Below are 23,280 nucleotides of genomic sequence, written 5' to 3' on the forward strand. Positions count from 1 at the left end.
CCGACGTTACCTTGTCAGCAGATCGTCCGGGATCGGTTGGTCCGCGGCCAGGGCCTCGAAGAACTTGGCCGCCTTGGCCTTGTCCCACAGCAGCACGTTGCCGCTGCCGGAGACGTCCTCGAAGCCGCCTATCGGGACGGTCGTCGCCACCGTATCGCTGTGCAGCGCCCAGCCGAGCCTGGCCAGATCCCAGATGTGGTCGCCGTTGTCGACCTGCAGCGAATCGACCAATCCCGTGGCCAGCGGCCAGGCCTTGAACGGATTGGCCAGGGTGCCCGCGCTGGTCGCCTTCTTCAGCAGCGCCGACAGGAACAGCCGCTGATTGTTCATCCGGTCCAGATCCGCTCGGGCCGTGGCGCGGGTGCGGACGAAGCCGAGTGCCTGCGGTCCGGTCAGATGCTGACAGCCGGCGGGCAGATTGATTCCGGCCAGTGGGTCGTCGATCGGAGCGGGCAGGCACATATCGATGCCGCCCAGCGCGTCGACCATGCTCGCGAAACCGCCGAAACCGATCTTGGCGAAATGGTCGATGCGCAGGCCGGTCGCTGTTTCCACGGTCTGCACCAACAGCTTCGGGCCGCCGGCCGAGAAGGCGGCGTTGAGCTTGTCGCGGCCGATGCCCGGAATCGGCACATAGGAATCGCGGGGCAGGCTGACGATCGTGGTCGGGCCCGATTTGGGGATGTGGACCAGCATCATCGTGTCGCTGCGCTCACCGCCCGCATCGGCCTCATCGCCGGTCGACAGCTCGCGCTCCTGAGCCGGGGTCAGACCCACGCGGCTGTCGGATCCGGCCAGCAGCCAATTGGTTCCGCCCGTCTGCCCGACCCGGCCGGAGTAGTCGGCGAGGACGGGGATGCGATTGAGCGATCGGTCCAGATAGATGGTGGCGGCGATCGGTGTGGCCAGGAGTATCACCAGCAGGAGCAATAGCCAACGGCCCCAGTGCCGTTTGCGGCGCGGGCGCGGCGGACGCCCGCCCGTACCGCGCGCGGGCCGGTCGCCCGGTCCGCGCGGTGGGATATCGCCCCGGCGGGGCGGCGGCGGCGCCTCGCGATAGGGGGTCGGCCGCTGGGTCGGGGCATACGTCGGCGGGGCGTTACGGGTCGGAGGGACCTGTGACCAGGCCAGGGGTTCGCCGGGTTGTCCCGGGGGTCCACCGCGCCGGATGACCTGGGTCGGTTCGATGCGGCCGGGTTCGTCGCCGAGTGGTCGTTGCGGGGGCGGTGGGCGGTGCGGTCCGGGTCCGGCCGGCGGCGGTACCCGGCGCGTCCGCGGGTCCTGCCGGGGGTCGTCGCCGTTCATCACCGTGATGCTACTGATCCGGGCGGCCTTCGGGTTCATCTCGATTCGATAGCAGTCACGGCAAACCACGGCCTTCCGATTCATCTCGAGATCGCGGTCACGGCAAACCACGACCTTGCGGTTCATCCCGAGATCGCGGTCACGATAAACCATGGCCTCGCGGTTCATCCCGAGACGGCGGTCACGGTGGACCATGGCTTTCGGTTTCGTCTCAAGAGAGCGGCCGCGGTGGACCATGACCTTTCGGTTCACCTCGAGAGAGCGGCCGCGATAAACCACGGCCTTTCGGTTCACCTCGAGACAGCGGTTACGGCAACCAGGAGACGTGACCGTGCAGCAGGGTGTAACCCACGTAGGCCACGGTGTCGATCGTCGCGTGCGCCAGCACGAGCGGCCAGAGGCGATCGGTGCGCTGCCAGAACCGGCCGAAGACGATGCCCATCACCAGATTTCCGAGTCCGCCGCCCAGGCCCTGGTAGAGGTGATAGCTGCCGCGCAGCAGCGCCGAGGCGAACAGCGACCGATTCGACGACCAGCCCAGCGCCCGCAGGCGGGTGAGCAGATAGGCCACCACCACGATTTCCTCGGCGACCGCGTTCGCCAGCGCCGACAGGATCAATACGGGTAGACGCCACCAGTGATCGGCGAGCGAGCTCGGCACGATGGTCACACTCATCCCGAGTGCGTGCGCGATCAGATACAGCCCCAGACCCGGCAGCCCGATCACCGCGGCCAGCGCCAGTCCGGGCAGCACATCGCCGCGCAACCTGATTCGTGCGAGGCCGACCACCCGCGGCCCGAACCCGCTGCGCCACAACAGGTACAGCCCCAGCGCACCCCAGCCCATCAGCCGCGCGACGCTCAGCAACTGATACAGCAGATCGATCGTCGACTGCGCGGCCCGCGACGGATTCAACGCCACCGTCTGCCCGCCGACCCCGCCCGGGGACAGCGCGCTCTCGATCAGCGACAGGGCCGCGCTCGCCCCGCTGAGCCCGAAGGTCACGACCAGCACGAGGAGAATCTCGACCCGGAGGGCGAAACGCTGTCGATCGGAGGCGGGCCACGGGGGCGCCGATTCGGCGGGAGAAACCATGGCCGCCAATCTATGCGGCCACCGGGCCACCCCGTGCCCGTCGCGCTGTCAGATCCGGCGGGTGCCGTGCAGGAACGGGCAGCCGGCGAGGATGCGGACGGCCTTGCTGAGGGATTGGACGTCGTCGACGGGGGAGTCGAAGGACAGCCGGACATCGTGGTCGCCCTCCGGGCCCTCGACGCGCAGGGTCACCCCGTAGCGATCGATGGCCAGGGGGCGGACCGAACCGCTGCGCAGCCGCACCGGGAGGTGGCGGGCGAGTTGGGCGATCACATCGGCATGGTCGGAATCCATATGCTGCAACCAGGCCGACTCGAGTTCCCAGAACGGGTCGGGGCGGGCCTCGCGTAACTCGCCTCGGCAGACCGATGCGGCGCCACCGGAATCGGCGACGACCGCGGAGTCGAGCACCAGCCGCAGCACGGTCGTGGTGTGGCCGACGTCGAGTAGATCCGGATGCGGATTCTCCTTGGCCACCTCGGTGGCCAGTGCCCGCTGGGCGTAATCGGGGACCGCGTGTACCCGGCCGCGCAACCAGACCAGCGCGCGCACCGGTTCGCGCAGGGCCAGCGGCGTGTGATCGGTCAGTTCCAGGACGGCCGGGGATCCGGCCGGCTCGGCGGCCGCATGGATCGCGGCCGAGCCGAGCGCGACCGTGACCACGGCATCGCCGCAGGCACGGAGGTGATGGACAGGGGTGCGGACCGGATCGGTGCCGGGCAGCGCGAGCATCGCCTGATCGGCGTGGGCACAGGCGCTACGCACCCGCTCGGCGGTCGTCGGCGCGACGGTCGTGGACGGGCGGCGCATGCAGTACCTCCGTGGGGCAATCCGTACCGAATGGGAATTAGGTAAACCTAAGCTAAGTGACGAACGCCGCTTGCGCAAGCATTGCAATCGCTACGGTGGAAACCGTGCCGCACGATTCGACTTCCGTTTCCGGACCGGTTCCCCTGTCGTTGGGCATGCCGGTCCCACAGCCCGCCGACCTGGTGGACGGCCTGATCCGGCCCGTCGCCACCATCCCGGACGTCCCGGTGCTCGATCCGGCCGCGCCGGACGAGCGGATCGCCGCCTTCCTCGCGAGCATCGCTCACGCCGATACCGGTTTCGTGGTCCGCACCGATTCGGGCGAGCGGGCGCTGGCTGTCGTCGCCGCCACCGTGGCCGCCCTGTGCGGTGAGGACATTCGCGCCGCGCTGACCGCACCCGATATCGCATTCCTGCGCGCGCTCCGGGCTCCGGCCGTCGCCGCGCTGCGCGAGGTGTTGCTGGCGGTGGAGACATCGGCACCCGAGGTCGTGGCCGCGAGCCTGGCCGTTCTCACGCAGTAACCTCGTATCCGTGCCGCGTATCGCCTATTTCGGGCCGTCGGGAACCTTCACCGAGATGGCCCTCGCCAAACTCGAGTCCGCCGCCGCCTTCGACGGGCCGGTGGAACGGATCGCCGCGCCCAGTCAGGGCGATGCGCTCGAACTGATCCGGGCCGGTGAGGTCGATGGCGCCGTCGTCCCGATCGAGAGTTCCATCGAGGGTTCCATCTCCGCCACGCTGGACGCGCTCGCGATCGGCCCCCGGCTGCAGATCGTGGCCGAGGCCGAACTCGATGTGGCGTTCACGATCGTCGCCCGGCCGGGTATCGAGCTGTCGGAGGTGAACGTCATCGCGGCCTATCCGGTCGCGGCGGCCCAGGTGCGGATGTGGTTGGCGCACCGGCTGCCTCGGGCCCGGCTCTACACCTCGGCCTCCAATGCCGCCGCGGCCGAGGATGTGGCGAACGGTCACGCCGACGCGGCCGTATCCACCACCCTGGCCGGGCAGCGGCTGGGGCTGGCGACGCTGGCCTCGGGCGTGGCCGACCACGATCAGGCGACCACTCGATTCGTGCTGGTGACCAGGCCGTGCGCGGCCCCGCCGCGGACCGGGGCCGATCGCACCTCGCTGGTGATTCTGGAACTCGCGAACGAACCGGGGTCGCTCATGCGGGCATTCGCCGAATTCGCCGCGCGCGGAGTCGATCTCACCCGTATCGAATCTCGGCCCACGCGAACGGGCATGGGCACCTATCGTTTCTATCTGGACTGCGTCGGCCATATCGACGACACCGCCGTCGCCGAGGCGCTGAAGGCGCTGCACCGCACGGCCGGTCGGATCCGCTACCTGGGCTCCTGGCCGGCGAGCTCGCCGAGCGGTTCCACGCCACCGCCGGACGAACCGGCCGCCGCCTGGCTGGAAGACCTGAAGAAGGGGGTGGCCGACCTGTGAGCAGACTGATTCTGGTGCGGCACGGCGAAACCGAGGGCAATGTCGCGAAGATGCTCGACACCCGGGTGCCGGGCCTACCGCTCACCGAACGCGGTGTGGCGCAGGCGAAATCGTTCGCCGCGAATCTGGCGGCGCCACCGCGTCGGTTGTTCAGCTCGGATGCGTTGCGGGCCCGGCAGACCGCGAGCCATATCGAGGCGGTCACCGGGGTGCCCGCGCAGGTGCTCGATGGCCTCTACGAGGTTCAGGTCGGTGAGCTGGAGGGGCTGAGTTCCGATGCGGCGCATCGGCAGTTCCAGCGGATCTACCGCGCATGGCATCTCGGCGATCTGGACGAGCGCACGCCCGGCGGCGAATCCGGCACCGAGGTGCTGGACCGGTATCTGCCGGTGCTGGAACAGCTTCGGGACACCTATCTGAGCAACGATGTGAACGGGGATATCCTGCTGGTCAGTCACGGTGCGGCGATGCGGTTGGCCGCGCGGGCGATGAGCGGGGTGGCCCCGCCGTTCACGACGAACAATCACCTCGACAACACCGAGACGATCGAGCTCGCGCCGCGGGCCGACGGTGGCTGGGACTGCCTGCGGTGGGGGCGCTATACGCCCCCGTTCGGCTACGAGGTCGAGCCGACCGCCGACGATCCGATGGGGTGAGTCACGTCAGGCCTGGTCTGTTGTTGCTGTTGCTGTTGTTGTTGAAATCCTCGCGCAGCGGCAGTTTGTCGATCAGATCCTTCAGTGCCGTGCGCAGCCGGGCCGGAGTCCCGCTGGCCAGCGAGGTCCACAGGACGTCGTCCTCGGACCGCGTCGTGGTCGCGAGGAAGCGGCCGTTGCGCGTGTTGTAGATCGAGATCATGCCGTCGGTGATATCGCGCGTGCCGTCGCCGTACACCACGCCGACAATCGAAGCGTGTGAATGGATTTCGACCATCGCCGAGGCCAGCACCTGCGCGTCGCGGGCGGGTTTGCCCACCTTGGTCAGCCGCGCGGCGGTGGCCGCGGCATCGCCCGCATCGTTGAAGATCGGCTTGAGCTCCTCGGTGAGGGCGTTCATGCCCTGCAACTCCAGCGGATCGGCCGGGCCGAGCGCCGCCAGCACCGTGCCGGGCAGATCATGGCCCGCCTCGTCGATGACGTAGGAATCCGGCCCGCGCAGGGCGACGACCTCCAGATCGTCGCCCTTGGCCAGGCAGAAGCGGTTCACCCGGTCGGCGATGTACCAGCGCAGCGCGATCACCCAATGCGGGCGATACAGCGCGCGGAGCCGGTCCTCGAGCTCCCGGTGCACGATGCCGTCGACCAGAAGCTCACGCGCGGTGAGCGATTCGGCGGCCGCGGCCATCGCCGCGTCGTGGTCGGCCACGTTGTCGTAGCGGCCCATCGCGTCCAGCACGACGGGCACCTCGTCGATTTCCAGTGTCTCGAGGAGAAACTGCATCTCGTCCAACGACAACGGAATCGCCTCGAGCATGGACGGGCCGCGGCCCGCGCCGAGAACCGTCACTTAGCGCTCTCCACTGGACATTCCGGCGCCGATGACACCCTCCGCGACGACGCGGCCGTCGGCGAAATGATCGCCGTTCAGGTAGTCGGCGCTCTTGTGCTCGCCGTCCTCCTCCTCGTCCGCGTGCAGCTGGCGGCCGAGCAGCGGATTGCCGCCGGTGGCATTCGACCGCGCCGGGGCCGGGGCGCCGAGCTGAACGGCCTGGGCCTCGGGAGCGGCGGCCGCGACCGACGGATTGCTACCGCCGAGCACATTGCCCGCGCCCCAGCCCTCGGGGAGTTTGAGGGAGCCCGCGCCGTTGCCGATGCCGACCGACCCGCCGAAGGACACCGCCCGGGTGGCCGCCGCGCCGCCGCCCGCGGCGACGGCGCCCATACCCGCCATCATCGGCGTGGCGCCGACCGAGGCGGTGGGGGCGGATACGGCATTGGTGACCGCGGCGATGGCGCTGCCGGCCACATGCCCAGCGGTCGTGACGCCCGTGCTGGCCACCGAACCCGCGACCTGTGCGGCCTGGGTCAGTGCACCGGCCAGGCCCGGGTTGGAGACGAATGCCTGCGCGGCCGCGACCGCGGTCTGCACCGGATCGGCCTGGACGTTCTGGAAGGCGGTCTCGGTGTTCTGCGATCCGCCGTCGGCCGAGCCCGCGCCGTTGGCGATGGCCGGGGGCATGGCGAACTGGTTCGGGGTGGTGACCACGGCCGTGGTCGCGGCCTCGTAGGTCTCCATCACGAGCGCGGCGCGCAGATCCATCGCGGCCTTGGCCGCCTCGGCGGCCTCGGCGCTGCCGTCCAGATCGCCGCCGTGTGCGTGCGCGGCGACGCGCAGGCCCTCGACGGTCGCGATCTCGGGCAGGCTCGGCATGGCGATCGAGGCCACGGTGTAGGCGGTGGCGTTGGCGGCTGCCTTGGCGCCCATGGCGGCGGCCAGCACACTCTGCCCCTCGGCCCAGCCGGTGAAGCCGGTGAGCCGGGCCAGCGCGGCGATACCGTTGACGCCCTGCATGCCGACGCCGAGCTCGGCCATCACGCGGGCCACGGTCGCGGTCGCGTCGACCCAGGCGCCCGTCAGCGCACCCCAGCCGGTGGCCGCGGCGGCGATCGGGATGGCGTGTGCGCCGGAGTTGAGCATGATCGAATTGGCCTCGGCCATGCGGGGCAACCAGAACACCCCGGTGATCCCTGCGGTCATTGTTACTCCCCTTAACGAACGATGGTGGCGGGTCCGTGCCGGTTCAGATCACCGCGACGCCGGCGGCGTTACCGATGTCATCGGCGATGAACTGGGCCAACTGCTGACGCAACGTCATGGCGGCGTGATTCAACTCGAGAATGCCCTGGGCCACGGCGCGATCGTGGCTGAGGGCGGCCTGGTTGAAATGATTGGCGGCCAGGAGCGAGACCTCCTCGGCCCCGGACGGGAGCACATGGGTCGCCGGGCCGGACAGACCCGAGGCGACAGCCAGACGTTCGGCCAGTAGATCGAGCTCTGCCGCGGCCGCGAGGACGATTTCGGGCGAGACATTGACGAGGCCAACCATTACTCGAACTCCTTCTAGTGGCGGCTGAAGCTCTGGGCCGACGTAGGTCTGCCCTTCGGTGGAACCACGAGAATTCCCCCTACGAGTAGTTTGGACGCGACGGTGCCGGTTTCGGTTCCCCTCTGGCCCAAAGTAACTATCGGCTGACCCGCTTCGCGGGTCAACACTAGCCCCATCCCAGCTGATGCAGGCGGTCTTCGTCAATCCCGAAGTAGTGAGCAATCTCATGGATCACCGTGATCGCCACCTCGTCGACGACCTCGTCCTCGCTGTCACACATCTCGAGAATTGCCTCGCGATAGATCGTGATCGTGTCGGGAAGCGCCCCGCCGTAATGGCTATCGATTCGCTCGGTGAGGGCGATGCCGTGATAAAGCCCGAGCAACTGCCGATCCTCGGGGTTGCGGGGTTCGATCAACACCACGACGTTGTCGATCGCGCGCGCCAATTCCGGTGGAATCGTATCGAGGGCATCGGCGACGAGTTCCTCGAATCGGGCCTCCGGCATGCTGACCGCCATGGCGGCTACCGCGGCTGCGGCGGAATGGGCGCGGGCGCCGCACCCGGCAGCGGCTGCGGGGTGGAGCGACCGGAGCTCGGCGGGGGCACCGGCGCCTGACCGTCGATCGTGATGTCGCCCTTGGCCGATCCGGTGATGGTCGAGAAACCGCCCTGAGAACCCTTGCCCACCAGGCAGTTCAGCTTATGACTGCCGACCAGCCAGCTGCGGGCGTCGAGGTTGTCCCAGAAGATGGTGAGCGTCTTGTTGATCAGCGCGTCCTGGCCGCCCAGATAGTCGCCCGCCACCTTCGCGCATTCGTCCTGCATGAACTTGTCCTGATCGCCGTTGTTCGGCGTACTACCGGTGAAGTGCGCGCCCAGGTCGACCATCGACATGACCTCGTACGCATGGGGTTTCGCGCAGTCGGTCGGCTCATTGGTCGGCAGGTTCTGATTGATGCCGATGCAGGTACCCGGATCGAAGACGCGGGACTGATCGCTGTCGCGGACCCGGCCGACCGTCTGCTGCGTCGGATTGCCGTTCGCGCTGACCACCTGCAGCCCGCAGCGGATCGTGCGGTTGCCGTTGCGCCAGCCGGGCTCGCCCGGATTGATCATGCCCACCACGAAGCGTCCGCGCGGATCGAACTTGCCGCCGAGATAGTCCGCGGCCGCGGGCGCGCAGTGCTCGTCGCGCAATTCCTGGAAGCGCAGCGAATCGGGAAACCGTGAGCCGGGCCCGAATTCGCGGCCCGGATAGGCGCTGAGATCGATATCGGCGGTGACCTCGAACAGATGCTTATCCGCGCAGTTGACCTTGTTCAGGTCGAGAGTCTTGGCGCTGCTCCAGGTCAGGCAGTCGCCGGATCGTGCCGTGCCGAAGGCGGCACTGGCCCGCCCGGTCGGGGCCGCCCCGCCCGGATCGTGCGCCTCGAGTCCGTGCGAGCCGCTGCGGAAGCCGGAGATCAACATCGTCACCAGCGCCGCGACCACCGCGCCGATCGCCACGGCCAGCAGGCCCCAGCGCAGCCTGTGCGCCGGCAGATGGATCCGCCCGGTCCTGCCGCGCGCGGCAGGGGACGTCGAGGGTCCGGTGCCGGCGTCTGGCTCGGCTCCGGATTCGGGCTCCTGGGGCGGCACATCATGGGTGGACATCGCGCTCCATGATGGCAGCGTGCGGCGGGCCCCGCCACGATCGGATCCGGATCGGCGGCCGAGCCGTCGGGGTAATAGGCTGGTTCCTCGTGATCGACCTGCGATTCCTGCGCGAGAACCCGGATGTCGTGCGCGCCTCCCAGCGAGCCCGCGGCGAGGATCCGGCCCTGGTGGACTCCCTACTCGAGGCCGACTCCGCGCGCCGCGCCGCGGTGGCCGCCGCCGACAACCTGCGCGCCGAGCAGAAGGCGCTGGGTAAGAAGGTCGGCAAGGCCTCCGCCGAGGAACGGCCCGCCCTGCTGGCCCAGGGGCAGGAGCTCTCGGCGAAGGTGAAGGAGGCCGAGGCCGCCGAGGGCGTCGCCGACGCCGAACTCGACACCGCCCACCGCGCCATCTCCAATGTGGTGCAGGAAGGCGCGCCCGCGGGCGGCGAGGACGACTACGTCGTGCTCGAAACCGTCGGCACGCCACCGCAATTCGACTTCGAACCCAAGGACCATCTGGAACTGGGTGAATCGCTGGGTCTGCTGGACACCGAGCGCGGCGCCAAGGTGTCCGGCGCCCGGTTCTACTTCCTCACCGGCTACGGCGCGCTGTTGCAGCTGGGTCTGCTGCAGCTGGCCGCGCAGCGGGCGACGGCCAACGGGTTCACGATGATGATTCCGCCGGTGCTGGTGCGCCCGGAGATCATGGCGGGCACCGGATTCCTGGGCCAGCATTCCGCCGAGATCTATCACCTCCAGGAGGACGACCTGTATCTGGTCGGCACCTCGGAGGTGCCGCTGGCCGGTTACCACTCGGGCGAGATCCTCGATCTGAACGCGGGCCCCAAGCGGTACGCGGGCTGGTCGTCATGCTTTCGGCGGGAGGCGGGCAGCTACGGCAAGGACACCCGCGGCATCATCCGCGTGCACCAGTTCGACAAGGTCGAGATGTTCGTCTACTGCCGTCCCGAGGATGCCGACGCCGAACATCAGCGGCTGCTGGGCTGGGAGAAGGACATGCTCGCCGCGATCGAGGTGCCGTATCGGGTGATCGATGTGGCGGCGGGCGATCTCGGCAGTTCGGCCGCGCGCAAGTTCGACTGCGAGGCCTGGGTGCCCACTCAGCAGACCTACCGCGAGCTCACCTCGACCTCGAATTGCACCACGTTCCAGGCGCGTCGGCTCTCGGTGCGCTATCGCGACGAGAACAACAAGCCGCAGATCGCGGCGACCCTCAACGGCACGCTGGCGACCACGCGCTGGCTGGTGGCGCTGTGGGAGAACCATCAGCGGCCCGACGGTTCGGTGCGCGTGCCCGCCGCACTCGTCCCGTTCGTCGGCCGCGAGATCCTGGAACCATTGGGGTAGCTGACAATTCGCGAGCAATTCGGCCGCTACGGACATAGCGACCATCCGGCGGCCGATGTGCTGCCGAGCGGGTGAATGTGTGACTTTGCCCGTCGATTCCTGCGGATGTGACTACTGCTCAGGTCGGTTGGCTCTAGGCTATGCATCGTGCGAGGAATCGGGTCTCGCGGCGATACCCGCACGCGAGTGCGGGCCGCATCGGCGCTGGCGACGGCAATGGTCATGGCACGAACCACCGGGGCGTTCTACGTCATGGGTGGTGTGCTGGGCCTGCTCATCACTGCCATCGCCCCGGGTGACGAGGGTAATCGCCCGGTGGTGGGCGCCGCGGCCGCGACCGCGCTGCTGCTGGGCATCAGCCTGCTGATCTGGGGTCCCCGGCTGCCGCATCCGATTCATCACGGATATGTCGCCATGGCGACGGTGCTGGTGACCGTTGCGGTGCACTGGTTCCCGAATACCGTCGGCGCGATCAGTCTCGCGGCATTCTACGTATTCATCGCCTGCGATGCCGCGATCTTCTTTGCGTGGCAATGGGTTGCGGCGCATGTGACGTTCGCGGTGCTGCTGTGCCTGTGGGTCGTGCCCTCGCGCGGTCTGCCCTGGTGGTCGGGCATGATTCCGGCCGGGGTGACCGTGGGCGTGGGCATCGTGGTCGGAATCCTGACTCGAATGGCGTCGGACGCCGATATCGATGTGCTGACCGGACTGTTGAATCGGCGCGGCTTCGATCGCGCGCTCAACGCCGCGATCACCCATGCCACCCGGACCGGGCAGGGCCTCGCGCTGGTGCTGGTCGACCTCGACCGCTTCCAGAAGATCAACGACCATCTCGGCCACCGCGCCGGCGATGCGGTGCTGCAGCGGGTGGCCGACACCTGGCAGAAACTGTTGCAGCCCGATCAGCGTCTGGCCCGCTACGGCGGCGATGCGTTCGCACTGTTGTTGCCGAATATCACCGAACAGGCCGCGATCCTGCTCACCGAGCAACTGCGGGCCGCGGTCACCACCGGATGTTCGGCGGGTGTCACCTCATGGCAGCCGGGCGAATCCGGCTCATTGCTGGTCAGCCGTGCCGATGTCGGCTTGTATCGGGCCAAGCAGGCCGGGCGCAACCGGACCGTATTGGAATCCTCGCGACAGCTGCCGCTGGCCGTGGAGCTGCGCGAGGCGATCGATACCGGCGCGCTCGACGTGCACTACCAGCCGATCGTGAGCCTGACCGACGACGGCGCCAAGGCCGTCGGCGTGGAGGCGCTGCTGCGCTGGTCGTCGAATGCGCAGCCGGATGTGACGACCGAGGGCCTGATCCGCGTCGCCGAGGAATACGACCTCATCTCCGATCTGGACGAGCTGGTCCTGCGGCGCGCCTGCGCCGACGCCGCACGGCTGCAGGAGAGTTTCGCCCAGCTCGATCTCACCCTCAATGTCAATGTGAGCGGCCTGGAACTGGCCGAATCCGAGTACGCCGACCGGGTTTCCGGCATTCTGGCCGATACCGGCTGGCCCGCCGAACAATTGGTGCTCGAGGTGACCGAGAGCGAGCTGGCCGCCGAATCCCAGACGGCTATCGGCAATCTGAACAAGCTGCGCGAGCGCGGGGTGCGGATCGCCATCGACGACTTCGGCACCGGGTACTCCTCGCTGAGCCGCCTGGCCACCATCCCCAGCGATATCCTCAAGGTCGATCAGTCCTTCGTCGCGGCCATCCGCTCCGATTCCCCGGCCCCACCGCTGCTGGGAGTCATTGCGGCCCTGAGTAAATCGCTGGATCTGCAGGTCATCGCCGAGGGTGTGGAGACCGAATATCAGGCGGCCGTGCTCACCGAACTCGGCTTCGCGCTGGCCCAGGGGTACCACTACAGCGATTCCCACCCCGTCTCCGCGCTGATCAGCGATCTCAACGAGGCGCGCGGGCTGGTCGGCGCGGGCATTCCGGAGCGGGACTTCTCCGGCAACGGGTGGATCCCCGTGGACAATCCGGGTCGGCACTGACCCTCCGGGCAGAATGACGGTATGGCATCACTCAATGTCGCCGTCGTCGGTTACGGCTTGGCGGGATCGGTCTTCCACGCACCGCTGATCGCCGCCGAACCGAGAATGCGGGTCGCGGCCGTGGTCACCTCGTCGGCCGAGCGGGCGGACCAGGCCCGGCACGAGCATCCGGGTGTGCGGGTGATCGCCGCCGCCGACGAGCTGTTCGCCGACCCCGCCGGAATCGACTTGATGGTGATCGCCACGCCGAACCGCACGCACGCACCACTGGCCCGCCACGCGCTCGCGGCGGGATTGCCGGTCGTGGTGGATAAGCCGTTCGCGCTGACCGCCGCGGAGGGTGAGCAGGTGATCGCCGCGGCCGAGGCGGCGGGCCTCGCGCTGAGCGTCTTCCAGAATCGGCGCTGGGACAGCGACTTCCGCACGGTTCGGCGGCTCCTCGCGGACGGCGAGCTGGGCGAGGTGCGGCGCTTCGAATCCCGGTTCGAGCGCTGGCGGCCGGTGAGCAAGGGCGGCTGGCGCGAGATCGGCGGCCTCGACGACGGCGCGGGCATCCTCTACGACCTCGGCCCGCATCTCGTCGATCAGGCGCTGACACTGTTCGGACCGGTCGTCGACGTCTACGCCGAATGGGATTCGCGCCGTGCGGACGTGCGGGTCGACGACGATGCGTTCCTGGCGCTCACCCATGCCTCGGGCGTGCGCTCGCACCTGTGGATGAATGCGGTCGCACCCCAGCTCGGCCCGCGCTTGCGCGTACTCGGCTCCGAGAGTGGATATGTCTGTTACGGACTCGATCCCCAGGAGGACGCGCTGCGGTCGGGCCGCCGCCCCGGCGACGGAAAGCCGTGGGGCACGGTCGAACCCGAGCGCTGGGGCCTGCTCGGCGTCGAGGGTGATACCCGGCAGGTCCCCAGCGAGCCCGGCGATTATCCGGCGTTCTACGCGGGCATGGCCGCCGCACTGCTCGACGGCGCCGCGGTGCCGGTGGATCCACGTGATGCGGTGGCGGCACTGCGGATTCTGGAGCGGGCGCGACAGAGTCGGTGAATCGTGTTCCGTCGATTCACGTCCTAGAGCTTGCGTGCCCGCAGCTCATGACCCTTGGAGGTCTTGCAGCGTCCGCTCTCCAAATCCCATTGCCAGCCGTGCAGATTGCAGGTGAGGGTATTGCCTTCCACCACACCGAATTTGGACAGGTCGGCCTTGAGATGCGGGCAGCGGCGCTGCACTTCCCAACCGGCGAGTTCGGTGGAGGCCGAATCGTCGTGCGCCTCGGAGAACCAGCCGTCGGCATAGGCGATGCGCTCGTCGGTCAGGCATTTGAAGAAGGTGTAGAGGAATTCGTTGTAGCCGCCGATCCGCCACGCCTGGAAGCGGGTCGACAGGAAGATCGTATTCACCCAGTCGGGTTCGTTGTCGCGCAACACGGTTCGCACCAGCTGCGGATCGATGCGGAAACCGTAGCGGTACTTGCCCTCGCCGTCGATCGGGCCGCGCACGACCCGCTTGGGGAAGTCCAGCACCACGGTCTCCTCGCCGAGTACCAGCCCGACCGGATAGCCGATGCCGTCGCAGATCAGATCGCTCTGCGCCATGATCGGCTCGAACAGCTCCTTCAGCGGAGCCAGTAGCGGGCCGCCGTCTTCCGTTGTCCAGGAAGCCTTTTCGGCCGCGAGCACCGGCGCCATCCGCTGTGCCATCGACTCGATGTAGGCGCCCTTCTCGTTCCAGATCTCGGCAGGATCGAACGGATGGGACAGCTCCAGCTCGCGCCCGCGCACCTGCGCGACCGAGCCGGGGATCATCAGCACCCCGCCCTCGTGGCCGTTGCGCCGCATCTCCTCGAGGAACACCATCTGATCGGGGAAGATGTTGCCGGTCTCGGCGCCGTCGCCGGTGTCGTTGAGGTAGCGCAGCTCGTCGTCGAGGAAGACCGGCGGACCGGCCGAGGGCACCACCCAGGTCGCGCCGACCTGATCGATGTAGCTGCGGGCCCGATCCATGCCGCGCTGACGCTTCTGCTTACCGAAGTTGGCCTTGGTGCGGCCCGGGATGTCGTAGACCATCGGGTACCAGATGGCGCCCGAATACTGCAGCAGGTGGATATCGATATGGCCGAACGCGTCGTGCAGCACGTCCATATCGACCGGCCGCGCGTCGTTCATGTTGAAGCACACGGTCTCACCGTCGGAGACGACCAGGCCCGAATCGCCGATCGGCCCGTCGGCCGGTGCGCGCAGGGCGATGATCATGATGTCCAGGTCGGTCCCCGGCACCGTATGCCGGACCGAATCCTCGGTCTCGAAGAACTTGTGGAAGCCCAGCTTCTCCAGTTCGCGCTTCAGATCCGGCACCGGGTAGTCCGGCAGCAGGACGGTGGCGTCCTTGTTGACGTGTTCGGCCAGATTCTTCGCGTCGAAGTGGTCGCGGTGCAGATGTGAGACGTAGAGGAAGTCGCAGTTGCCCAGTTCGTCCCAGTCCAGGGTGGTGTTGTCCGGGAACGGGAACCACGAGCCGAAGTACGCCGGGTTGACCCAGGGATCGCAGAGGATCGTCCCGGCCGCGGTGCGGATATGGAATCCGGCATGTCCGACGCTGGTGATCTGCACGAAGAAAGTCCTCCTGAACCCGGTTGCCAGCCACCCAGGGTAGCGGTTACGCCGAAACGTCGCCGATGCAGTAACCCTGCTCGCTCGACTTCAGGGTGAACGTCCGGTCCCGCTGCGCGCCGGTCGCCCCGGTTACCGGTACCGACACCGTGAGGTAGTCCCCGCGCAGGGGCTGCGAGGAGAGGGAATCGTCGACGAACGAGCGCACCGCGCCGAGCTTGCCCGGGGTGCTCGCCAGCGGGGCCGGCGCGGTGCGGCCGCTGCCGGTGGGATCCCAGCTCGCGCCCGCCGCGCAGATCAGCGGATGGGTGTTCTCGGTATCCGCGGGGTCGATCGGGGCGCCGCTGAGCCGGGCCAGATAGCGGCGCACGGTGTGGCGTGCGTCGGCGTCGTTGAATGCCTCGCCGCCGGTGGGCACGACGCGCGGGCAGGCGTAGCCGGTGGCGATGTCCTCGCGCTGGGCCACCACGGTGATGCCCTGGCGCGGGTTCTTCCACGTGATCTCGGTGCCGTCGTCGGTGCCGGGTGTGGCCAGCGCGTCGAGAATCGCCTGCTTATCGGCGTACATCGAATCCACATTGCGCGGCGCCAGCGTCCAGCAGCGGCGTTCCAGCGTCGAGGTCGGCGCCTGCTGCAGATCCATCGCCCAGCGGGTGAGAGCGTCCGCGGCCGCCGAATCCTTGGCCGCCAGCGCGACGGTCACCGAGACCTCACCCGGGCCGGGGATCAGCACCGGCGGGGGCACGGCCGCCGCGATGGAGGTCGCGGTGTGCGAGGGCGGCGCCGGTGTCTCCCGCGTCCAGTCGGTCCCCTCGATCCCGGCCCGGGAATCACATCCGGCCACCAGGCCGACGCTCACCACTGCGACTCCGCCCACAAGTACCATTCGGGCGAATTGTGCACTGTGTCTGATGGATTCCCACAGGGCTGGTCGAGGGCGTTCCACTGTGGCGAACCTCTTTCCTATGCGGTACTCGGTACCGAGCGTGACACCGACTACGCTAGCGGAATTGTGGAACCCGTCTACCGGACGATCATCGGTCTGGCCCGCACAGTCTTCTTTGTTCAGGGCCTGAAATTCGACGTCAGAGGGGCCGAGAACATCCCCGCCGAGGGTGGCGCGGTCATCGCCATCAATCACACCGGATACATGGACTTCACCTATGCCGGGCTGCCCGCGCGCAGGCCCAAACGGTATATCCGGTTCATGGCCAAGAAGGAGGTCTTCGACGACAAGATCTCGGGGCCGATCATGCGTGCCCTGCGGCATATCCCGGTGGATCGGTCGGCAGGGGCCGATTCCTATGTGTCGGCGGTGGAGTATCTGCGCCGCGGCGAGCTGGTAGGGGTATATCCCGAGGCGACCATCAGCCGCAGCTTCGAGATCAAGGATTTCAAGTCGGGTGCGGCACGGATGGCGATCGAGGCCGGGGTGCCGGTGGTGCCGATGGTCATCTGGGGTGCGCAGCGGGTGTGGACCAAGGGGTATCCGAAACGTCTGGGGCGCACGAATACTCCCATCTCGATCGCGGTCGGCGAGCCTATCGCGCCGCCGGTGGCCGATCCGGGCAATATCGCCGAGCCCGCCGCGGAGCTGACCCGCAAGCTGCACTCGGTCATGCGGGATCTGCTGATGGAGCTGCAGCAGGACTATGTTCACGAGCCGGGCGCATACTGGGTTCCGGCCCGGCTGGGCGGTGGTGCCCCCACACTGGAGGAGGCCGATGCGATGGATGCCGCCGAGGCCGAGGAGAAGGCGGCCAAGCGCAGATCGGCCGCGCAGGAGTAAGCGGGAGCACGGGAGTCTCGAGGTATGGCGCGGGAACTGGTCTTCGACGTCCTGACCGGATTGGTTCGCACGATCTTCCGAGTGCAGGGTCTGCGGATCACCATCGAAGGGCAGGAGCATATTCCGCGCGCCGGCGGGGCCGTGCTCGCCGTGAATCACACGGCCTACCTGGATTTCATGGAAGTCGGCCTGGTGGGCCGCAATTCGGGCCGCAACGTCCGTTACATGATGAAGGCCGAACTCGAGCACGGCATCGTCGGCTGGTTGATGAAGCAGTGCAAGGCGATCGGCGTCGACCGCAGCGCCGGGGCACAGTCCTATGAGCGCGCGGTCACATCGCTGCGCGACGGCGAAATCGTGGTCGTCTATCCGGAGGCCACCATCAGCCGCAGTTTCGAGCTGAAGGAATTCAAATCCGGCGCCGCCCGGATGGCACTGGAGGCGGATGTCCCGATCGTTCCGATGGTCATCTGGGGCGCGCAACGCGTCTGGACCAAGGACATCCCCAAACAGCTGGGCCGCCACCGCTTCCCGATCGACATCCGCATCGGCGCACCGATACCCCCACACGAATCCGCGGACACCCTCACCGCCGAATTGCGTTCCAGCATGGAACAACTCCTGCACCACGCCCAGCAGAACTTCGTCATGCCCCCCGGCGCCCGCTGGGTCCCGTCCCGCCTCGGCGGCACCGCCCCCACCCTCGACCGAGCGGCCGTCATCGAACAGGAAGAACTGGCCCGCCGCCGCGCCGCCGCCCAACGCCGAGCCGACCAACAGCCCCGGCGGGCGTCGGGCGAGTAACGCCGAATCCCGGCCGAATGCCCATCGGGCCCGAGGCGAGCATCCGCTCGGCCACCCCGGCTTCGATGTCGATCCGGACGACTATCCCGCGCTCACGGCCGTGCGGGCGTCTCTGCTCGCGGATGATCCCGCCGCCGAATTCGATCGGGCACTGTGTCGGCTATTCGACGGCGTCCTCGGAACCGTGCGGTGACCGGCGGATTCGCTGGTCAGGCGTCCGTATCCGACACGCCGGTCGGCGCGCCCGGTTGACCAGCCGACACACACCGCTTCCTGCGTGTCGCGCTCGGACTAGATACCGTTCGGAATCATGACGCGCTATGTGATGCCGGCGGAATCCGCTCCACATGCTCGAACCTGGCTGGCCTGGCCGGTCAAGGAATCGGTGTGGGGGGACCTGCTGCCACAGGTGCGCGCCGATGTGGTTCGGCTGGCACGCGCGATCGCCGAGCGGGAGCCGGTCACCATGATCGCCCGGCGCGAGCACGTCGAGGATGCGCGCCTGGCCTGCGGGCCCGGTGTGGAGGTCGTGCCCGCGCCGCTGGACGATCTGTGGATCCGTGACACCGGACCGACCTTCGTCGTCGATGGCGGCGGCGCGCCGGTCGGGGTCGATCTCAACTTCAACGGCTGGGGCCAGAAGGCCGAATTCCATATGGATGCGAAGGTGGCCCGAAAGGTCCTGGAGATCGCGGGAATCGAGCGGGTCATCGCCCCGATCGTGGCGGAGGGCGGCGCGATCGAGGTCGACGGCGCCGGCACCATGCTGGCGACGGAGAGTTCGCTGATCAACCCGAACCGCAATCCTGATCTGCGGCATGAGGATATCGAGCGGGCGGTGGCCGATCTGCTGGGCATCGGCAAGGTCGTCTGGCTGCAGGGCGTCGCCGACGAGGATGTGACCGATTGCCATGTCGACGCCGTCGCCCGCTTCGCCCGCCCGGGGGTCATCCTGCTGGACTGGCCGGTGGATCCGGATCCGGCCGATGTCTTCGCCCGCGCCGCCACCCAGGCCCGCGGCCGATTGGCCGAGGCCACCGACGTCACGGGCCGCCACTTCGAGATCGTCGAACTGCCGCAGCCGAATCGGGCCGATATGTCCGGCTCCCGCGGTTCGGACTTCCTGTACTCCTACGCCAACTTCTACGTCGGCAACGATGCCGTCTACCTGCACGCCTACGGCGATCGGCGCAGTGACGACCGGGCCGTGGGCATCCTCGCCGACCAGTTTCCGGGCCGCGAGATGGTGCGGGTCGAATACAACGGGGTCGCCGAGGGCGGCGGCGGCATCCATTGCTCCACCCAGCAGCAACCGGCCTGATTCAACTCGGATCCGAGCCTCGGATCGCCGAGAACCAGATCGTCGCACCCGCTAAAACGGTGGTGGCACAGGCGAATGCCGCGATGCCCCCGCCCGCGGTGAACACCCAGAAACCTCCCGCGAACGGCGCGGCCACGGCGGACTGGGCATCCAGCAGTAGCCGCCGATCCGGCCGCGCCGCGCGGGCGGCATGTGCCGCGCCGCCGGGATCCGGCCGCGTCGGATTGTCGATCAGCCGCCCCACCGGCTCCGAATCCCGTGGCGGCCCGGATGGATACACCCGCTGCCCGCCGAGACGCATTGTCCCGCCGCTGAATTCGACCTCGGATTCCTCGAGTGTCACCAGCATCGGATCGAAATACACCGGCAGCCAACGATGTCGACCGCCCTCGCTGAACTCCACCCAGGACCGGCTGAGCAGCCGATGCTGCTGCCGCACCCGCTTACCCGCCGAAGTCCCCGTCCGCACACCTCGCCATGGCACCGCCCCGAGCGCGACCGCGAACCGAAAGACGGTGTAGCCCACGATGATCAGCGCCACCGTCCCCAGCAGACTCAGTAGCTCCGCGCCGCCGAACGGCGCCCAGGCGAGGCAGATCACCAGGGCGCCGAACGTCGTCAGGGCCGGATAGGCCAGGGGGTGGCCCGAACCGGAGATCACTTCAGGAAGCCGACCTTGGTCCAGTCATAGGTCGCCAGGCCGCGGGCGCCATAGTTGGCGAGGCTCGCCCGCACCGCGACGATGCCCGGGGTCTGATCCAGGGGCAGCGAATGGCCCTCCTCGAAGACCTTGCGGTCGACCTGATTGGCCAGATCGATCGCCTTGGCCGGATCCAGTTCCGACATCGCCTTCTCGATGAGATCGTTTAGTTCCGGCGAGCCGATCCGGCCGTAATTGCCCTGCAGGTCATTGGGATTGTAGGCGTAGAGCTGGTTGACACTCGACAGCGTGAACGCATCGCCCACCCAACTCCATTGGGCCACATCGAAATCGCCCGGAATGATGACATCGGGGAAGAAGCGGTTACCGGGCTTGGTGTCGATCGTCAGCTTGACGCCGATACGTCCCAGATTCTGCTGGATGATCTGCGCGATCTGGACCCAGACGTCCTGGTTCAACATGAGATCGCGAATCTCGAGCTTACGGCCGTCCTTCTCGCGGACATCGCCGTTGAGCTTCCAGCCGAGGGCATCGAGTTCGCGGGCGGCCTCGTCCGGATCGTAACCGAGGCTGTTGTCCTGATAACCCTTCTGGCCGTTGACGAAGAGATGGTTGTTGAGCGGCTTGGGATCCGCGACCAAACCATTGTCGGTCGCCGTGACGATGCCCTGCCGATCGATGCCCTTCATGATGGCGACGCGAAGCTTGGGGTCTGCGAGGATGGATCCGGGAGCGCCGTTGAAGGTCAGATGCGACCATTGGGGCGCCGGGGAGCGGCGAATGGTGACGCCCGCAATGCCCTGTGCGGTCTTGAGGTCATCCCGATTCGCCAGCCCGGTCCAGTCCAATTCGTTGTTCTGCACGGCGGGCAGCCAGGCCGAGATATCCAGCACACTGTATGTGATGGTGTCGAGCTTCGGCTTATCTCCCCACCATTTCGGGTTGTGCCCGAGCACGATTCGGCCCTGGCCGCGATCGGTCGATTGCACCATGAATGGGCCCGACGTCAGCGTGATCGCGTCCACCTGGCTCTTGTTGAACGCCTCCGGGGTGGCCGTGACCGACTTCGGGTACAGGAAGCTGTTTCCGGCGAACTGGCCCTGCCACGCCGCGAAGTTTCGATCGAAGGTGAGGACGGCCTGCCGATCATCGGTTCCGCGTTCGACCTTCGACACCCGGTCGAATCCGTTGTTGCCGCCGATGAGATACGCCTTGTTCCGTCCGCTCAGCGCCTCCGCCTCGGAGCTGATGTCCTCCCAGGTGATCGGGCTACCGTCCGACCACACCGCCTGCGGATTGATGGTGTAGGTGACCTGCTGCGGATTGGTATTGGTGAGTTCGACCTTGGTGAAGTAGTCCGTATTCAGCGTGGTGTTTCCGGCGGCATCGATCCGGAACGCCTGCGGCATCATCGGCCGTTCCACGTTCGTGATCTCGGCATCGTTGCCGTCGACATTCAGGGTGTTCCAGTTGGCCGGATAGGCCGACATCGGCAGGCGCAGGTTCCCGCCGTCGCGGAGATCGGCTACATCATGCGGATTGATGTCATTGGTCGTCCCGACCGCGTCCGTTCCGGTACCACCTCCACTGTCCGAGCCGGAACAGCCGGACAAGATCAAACCTATTGCGACCGCGGGAATCGCGGCGCGGGTCACTGTCGAACGAATCCGCATGGATCGCTCCTTCCATCAGGACAGGGTGTTACTTCGTGAAGCCGATCTTGGTGTAGTCATAGGACGCCAATCCGGGCGCACCGAAATTCGCCAGGTCGGGGCGCGTGCCCCAGTTACCGGCGTCCTGGGTCAACGGCAAGGAGAAGCCCTCGCCGAAGATCATGCGGTCGGCCTGGTTGGCCAGTTCGATCGTCTTCTTCGGATCCAGTTCCGATATCGTCCGGTCGATCAGGTCATTGAGCTCGGGTGAACCGATGCGACCGAAGTTCCCCTGCTCATCGTCGGGATGGTAGGAGTAGATCTGCGGCAGGCCGCTGAGCGGGAATGCGTCGCCCTGCCACTGGAATTGGGCCAGATCGAAATCGCCGGGGATGAACACATCGGAGAAGATGTTCTGCCCCGGGCGGGCATCGATGGTCAGCTTGACCCCGACGCGGGCCAGATTCTGCTGGATGAGCTGTGCGACCTTGACCCAGATGTCGTTGTTGTACATGACATCCCGGATCTCCAGCCTGCGACCGTCCTTCTGACGCACGTCGCCATTGAGTTTCCAGCCGAGCGCGTCCAGTTCCCGCGCGGCGGCATCGGGATCGAACGGCGGGCCGTTGTCCCGATAGCCGTCCTGGCCGCGGACATAGACGTGATTGCCGAGCGGTTCGGGATCGTTCTCCAGGCCGTTCTGGATCGCGCTCGTGATGGCCTTCCGGTTGATGGCCTTCGAAATCGCCACGCGCAGTGCGGGATCGGCGAGAATCGAGCCCGGCGCGCCGTTGAAGGTGAGATGCCGCCACATGGATCCGGGCGCGCGCCGCACGGCCAGATCCGATGATCCGCGCACGGTCGCGATATCGGAGAGCGAGGACAGCTGCGCCGCATCCAATTCCTTGTTCTGCAGCGCCTGCGGCCACGCGCCCTGATCGAGCACGCTGATGGTGATCGTATCCAGTTTCGGTGTGTCGCCCCACCATTTCGGGTTGCGCCCCAGGACGATTCGGCCCTGGGTGCGATCGGTGGACCGCACCAGGAACGGTCCGGCGGTCTGGGTGATGTGATCGGCCAGGCCGTGATTGAACGCCTCCGGATCGCCGGTCACCGATTTCGGGTACAGCATCGCATTGCCCGCGAATTGACCGCGCCATTCGGCGTAATGCCGGGCGAAGGTGACGACGGCCTGGCGATCGTCGACGCCGCGCTCGACCCCGCCGACCCGGTCGAAGCCGTTGGTCGTGCCGATCAGATAGCGCTTATCGGTTCCGCTGAGCGCATGGGCCTGGGCGGCGATGTCCTCCCAGGTGATGGGCGTGCCGTCGCTCCAGACCGCCCGGGGATTGATGGTGTAGGTGACCTGCTGCGGATCGGTGCCGGTCAGCTGGATATCGGTGAAGTAGTTCTTGTCGACCGCGGTATGTCCGGCAGCGTCGATGGCGAACGAGCGCGGCATCATCGCCCAGACGATGCGGGCGATCTCGAGGTTGTTGCCGTCATTGGACAGCGTATTCCAGTTCGGGGGGAATTCCGTGGTCGCCAGGCGCAGGTTGCCGCCGTCGCGGATCGCCTCGGGCGGTTGAGCATTGATGTCGTTACCGGCGCCGAGCGCGACCGGACCACCCGCGGTGTCGCCACCGGACGAGCAGCCGCTCCCGCCCATCGCCACCGCCACCAGCAGGGCGACCGCATACGGTGCGGTGGAACGAATCCTCACGCC

At 67.5% G+C, this 23,280-nt stretch carries 22 protein-coding genes; 9 read left to right on the plus strand and 13 right to left on the minus strand.

Going from position 1 to position 23,280, the window contains the following annotated elements; translation table 11 throughout:
- Positions 1-6: 6 nt before the first annotated feature.
- The 3 genes from ACIA76_RS15385 to ACIA76_RS15395 all read right to left on the minus strand — a co-directional run bounded on the left by ACIA76_RS15385 (position 7) and on the right by ACIA76_RS15395 (position 3,211).
- Complete coding sequence (locus ACIA76_RS15385) at positions 7-1,305, minus strand: LCP family protein (protein ID WP_397152412.1); 1,299 nt, start codon at positions 1,303-1,305, stop codon at positions 7-9.
- A 307-nt stretch (positions 1,306-1,612) separates the two neighbouring features.
- Entirely contained in the window at positions 1,613-2,401 is a 789-nt protein-coding gene (locus ACIA76_RS15390) for a CPBP family intramembrane glutamic endopeptidase (RefSeq protein WP_397152413.1), read from the minus strand.
- A 48-nt stretch (positions 2,402-2,449) separates the two neighbouring features.
- Positions 2,450-3,211, minus strand: a complete 762-nt coding sequence (locus tag ACIA76_RS15395; RefSeq protein WP_397152414.1) for a DUF2470 domain-containing protein — start codon at positions 3,209-3,211, stop codon at positions 2,450-2,452.
- A gap of 104 nt (positions 3,212-3,315) precedes the next feature.
- On the opposite strand from ACIA76_RS15395, the gene ACIA76_RS15400 reads away from it, so the two are divergent.
- Genes ACIA76_RS15400 through ACIA76_RS15410 form a run of 3 tightly spaced genes read left to right on the plus strand, consistent with a single transcriptional unit; the run spans position 3,316 to position 5,322 of the window.
- A complete protein-coding gene (locus ACIA76_RS15400) occupies positions 3,316-3,735 on the plus strand; it encodes a hypothetical protein (protein WP_397152415.1) in 420 nt (139 codons plus the stop codon).
- 10 nt (positions 3,736-3,745) lie between these two features.
- The gene (gene pheA, locus ACIA76_RS15405; protein WP_397152416.1) at positions 3,746-4,666 is read left to right on the plus strand and encodes a prephenate dehydratase; all 921 of its coding nucleotides are present in this window, start codon (positions 3,746-3,748) and stop codon (positions 4,664-4,666) included.
- Positions 4,663-5,322 (plus strand): histidine phosphatase family protein, encoded by a 660-nt coding sequence (locus ACIA76_RS15410; protein ID WP_397152417.1) that lies wholly within the window; start codon positions 4,663-4,665, stop codon positions 5,320-5,322. Before pheA ends, ACIA76_RS15410 begins: the two co-directional genes overlap by 4 nt.
- 1 nt (position 5,323) lies before the next feature.
- Here ACIA76_RS15410 and ACIA76_RS15415 read toward each other — a convergent pair whose 3' ends face one another.
- The 5 genes from ACIA76_RS15415 to ACIA76_RS15435 all read right to left on the minus strand — a co-directional run bounded on the left by ACIA76_RS15415 (position 5,324) and on the right by ACIA76_RS15435 (position 9,368).
- On the minus strand, positions 5,324-6,172 hold the full coding sequence (locus tag ACIA76_RS15415) for an ESX secretion-associated protein EspG (RefSeq protein ID WP_397152418.1): 849 nt from the start codon (positions 6,170-6,172) through the stop codon (positions 5,324-5,326).
- Positions 6,173-7,363 carry a PPE domain-containing protein gene (locus ACIA76_RS15420; protein ID WP_397152419.1) on the minus strand — a complete coding sequence of 397 codons (1,191 nt, stop codon included), beginning with the start codon at positions 7,361-7,363 and terminating at the stop codon, positions 6,173-6,175. It lies immediately after the preceding gene.
- Between the two features lie 43 nt (positions 7,364-7,406).
- Entirely contained in the window at positions 7,407-7,712 is a 306-nt protein-coding gene (locus tag ACIA76_RS15425) for a PE family protein (protein ID WP_397152420.1), read from the minus strand.
- Between the two features lie 166 nt (positions 7,713-7,878).
- Entirely contained in the window at positions 7,879-8,232 is a 354-nt protein-coding gene (locus tag ACIA76_RS15430) for a metallopeptidase family protein (RefSeq protein ID WP_397152421.1), read from the minus strand.
- 5 nt (positions 8,233-8,237) lie between these two features.
- Positions 8,238-9,368, minus strand: coding sequence for a septum formation family protein (locus ACIA76_RS15435; protein ID WP_397152422.1), 1,131 nt, complete (start codon positions 9,366-9,368; stop codon positions 8,238-8,240).
- Positions 9,369-9,457: 89 nt separating this feature from the next.
- Here ACIA76_RS15435 and serS point away from each other — a divergent pair, with 89 nt between their 5' ends.
- From serS to ACIA76_RS15450, 3 genes are all read left to right on the plus strand, one after another.
- Positions 9,458-10,720, plus strand: coding sequence for a serine--tRNA ligase (gene serS / locus ACIA76_RS15440; RefSeq protein WP_397152423.1), 1,263 nt, complete (start codon positions 9,458-9,460; stop codon positions 10,718-10,720).
- 147 nt (positions 10,721-10,867) lie between these two features.
- Positions 10,868-12,715: a putative bifunctional diguanylate cyclase/phosphodiesterase gene (locus tag ACIA76_RS15445; RefSeq protein ID WP_397152424.1), complete on the plus strand. Its 1,848-nt coding sequence runs from the start codon at positions 10,868-10,870 to the stop codon at positions 12,713-12,715.
- Positions 12,716-12,736: 21 nt separating this feature from the next.
- On the plus strand, positions 12,737-13,765 hold the full coding sequence (locus tag ACIA76_RS15450) for a Gfo/Idh/MocA family oxidoreductase (RefSeq protein WP_397152425.1): 1,029 nt from the start codon (positions 12,737-12,739) through the stop codon (positions 13,763-13,765).
- A 23-nt stretch (positions 13,766-13,788) separates the two neighbouring features.
- On the opposite strand, the gene ACIA76_RS15455 is transcribed toward ACIA76_RS15450, so the two are convergent.
- Together ACIA76_RS15455 and ACIA76_RS15460 are read right to left on the minus strand one after the other, a co-directional pair.
- Complete coding sequence (locus tag ACIA76_RS15455) at positions 13,789-15,327, minus strand: Rieske 2Fe-2S domain-containing protein (protein ID WP_397152426.1); 1,539 nt, start codon at positions 15,325-15,327, stop codon at positions 13,789-13,791.
- Positions 15,328-15,373: 46 nt separating this feature from the next.
- Positions 15,374-16,213 (minus strand): hypothetical protein, encoded by an 840-nt coding sequence (locus ACIA76_RS15460; protein WP_397152427.1) that lies wholly within the window; start codon positions 16,211-16,213, stop codon positions 15,374-15,376.
- Between the two features lie 126 nt (positions 16,214-16,339).
- Between ACIA76_RS15460 and ACIA76_RS15465 the strand changes: the two genes are divergently transcribed.
- The 3 genes from ACIA76_RS15465 (at position 16,340) to ACIA76_RS15475 (ending at position 19,241) form a co-directional block, all read left to right on the plus strand.
- Positions 16,340-17,116: a lysophospholipid acyltransferase family protein gene (locus tag ACIA76_RS15465; protein ID WP_397152428.1), complete on the plus strand. Its 777-nt coding sequence runs from the start codon at positions 16,340-16,342 to the stop codon at positions 17,114-17,116.
- 24 nt (positions 17,117-17,140) lie between these two features.
- Positions 17,141-17,920: a lysophospholipid acyltransferase family protein gene (locus tag ACIA76_RS15470; RefSeq protein ID WP_397152429.1), complete on the plus strand. Its 780-nt coding sequence runs from the start codon at positions 17,141-17,143 to the stop codon at positions 17,918-17,920.
- A gap of 310 nt (positions 17,921-18,230) precedes the next feature.
- Positions 18,231-19,241 (plus strand): agmatine/peptidylarginine deiminase, encoded by a 1,011-nt coding sequence (locus tag ACIA76_RS15475; RefSeq protein WP_397152430.1) that lies wholly within the window; start codon positions 18,231-18,233, stop codon positions 19,239-19,241.
- 1 nt (position 19,242) lies between these two features.
- Here ACIA76_RS15475 and ACIA76_RS15480 read toward each other — a convergent pair whose 3' ends face one another.
- From ACIA76_RS15480 to ACIA76_RS15490, 3 genes are read right to left on the minus strand one after another with little or no spacing between them, the layout of a single operon-like run.
- Positions 19,243-19,902 carry a hypothetical protein gene (locus ACIA76_RS15480; protein WP_397152431.1) on the minus strand — a complete coding sequence of 220 codons (660 nt, stop codon included), beginning with the start codon at positions 19,900-19,902 and terminating at the stop codon, positions 19,243-19,245.
- Positions 19,899-21,575, minus strand: coding sequence for an ABC transporter family substrate-binding protein (locus ACIA76_RS15485; protein ID WP_397152432.1), 1,677 nt, complete (start codon positions 21,573-21,575; stop codon positions 19,899-19,901). Before ACIA76_RS15485 ends, ACIA76_RS15480 begins: the two co-directional genes overlap by 4 nt.
- A 28-nt stretch (positions 21,576-21,603) precedes the next feature.
- Entirely contained in the window at positions 21,604-23,277 is a 1,674-nt protein-coding gene (locus ACIA76_RS15490; protein WP_397152433.1) for an ABC transporter family substrate-binding protein, read from the minus strand.
- Positions 23,278-23,280 lie beyond the last annotated feature (3 nt).

Origin of the sequence: Nocardia sp. NPDC051570 (assembly GCF_044454005.1) — a bacterium.
Lineage (GTDB): Bacteria > Actinomycetota > Actinomycetes > Mycobacteriales > Mycobacteriaceae > Nocardia.

Bases quoted from the DNA above. Each gene is read 5' to 3' on its own strand.
- ACIA76_RS15385 (WP_397152412.1), bottom strand. From the start codon at position 1,305: ATGAACGGCGACGACCCCCGGCAGGACCCGCGGACGCGCCGGGTACCG.
- ACIA76_RS15390 (WP_397152413.1), bottom strand. From the start codon at position 2,401: ATGGTTTCTCCCGCCGAATCGGCGCCCCCGTGGCCCGCCTCCGATCGA.
- ACIA76_RS15395 (WP_397152414.1), bottom strand. From the start codon at position 3,211: ATGCGCCGCCCGTCCACGACCGTCGCGCCGACGACCGCCGAGCGGGTG.
- ACIA76_RS15420 (WP_397152419.1), bottom strand. From the start codon at position 7,363: ATGACCGCAGGGATCACCGGGGTGTTCTGGTTGCCCCGCATGGCCGAG.
- ACIA76_RS15425 (WP_397152420.1), bottom strand. From the start codon at position 7,712: ATGGTTGGCCTCGTCAATGTCTCGCCCGAAATCGTCCTCGCGGCCGCG.
- ACIA76_RS15430 (WP_397152421.1), bottom strand. From the start codon at position 8,232: ATGGCGGTCAGCATGCCGGAGGCCCGATTCGAGGAACTCGTCGCCGAT.
- ACIA76_RS15435 (WP_397152422.1), bottom strand. From the start codon at position 9,368: ATGTCCACCCATGATGTGCCGCCCCAGGAGCCCGAATCCGGAGCCGAG.
- ACIA76_RS15450 (WP_397152425.1), top strand. From the start codon at position 12,737: ATGGCATCACTCAATGTCGCCGTCGTCGGTTACGGCTTGGCGGGATCG.
- ACIA76_RS15460 (WP_397152427.1), bottom strand. From the start codon at position 16,213: ATGGTACTTGTGGGCGGAGTCGCAGTGGTGAGCGTCGGCCTGGTGGCC.
- ACIA76_RS15470 (WP_397152429.1), top strand. From the start codon at position 17,141: ATGGCGCGGGAACTGGTCTTCGACGTCCTGACCGGATTGGTTCGCACG.
- ACIA76_RS15475 (WP_397152430.1), top strand. From the start codon at position 18,231: ATGACGCGCTATGTGATGCCGGCGGAATCCGCTCCACATGCTCGAACC.
- ACIA76_RS15485 (WP_397152432.1), bottom strand. From the start codon at position 21,575: ATGCGGATTCGTTCGACAGTGACCCGCGCCGCGATTCCCGCGGTCGCA.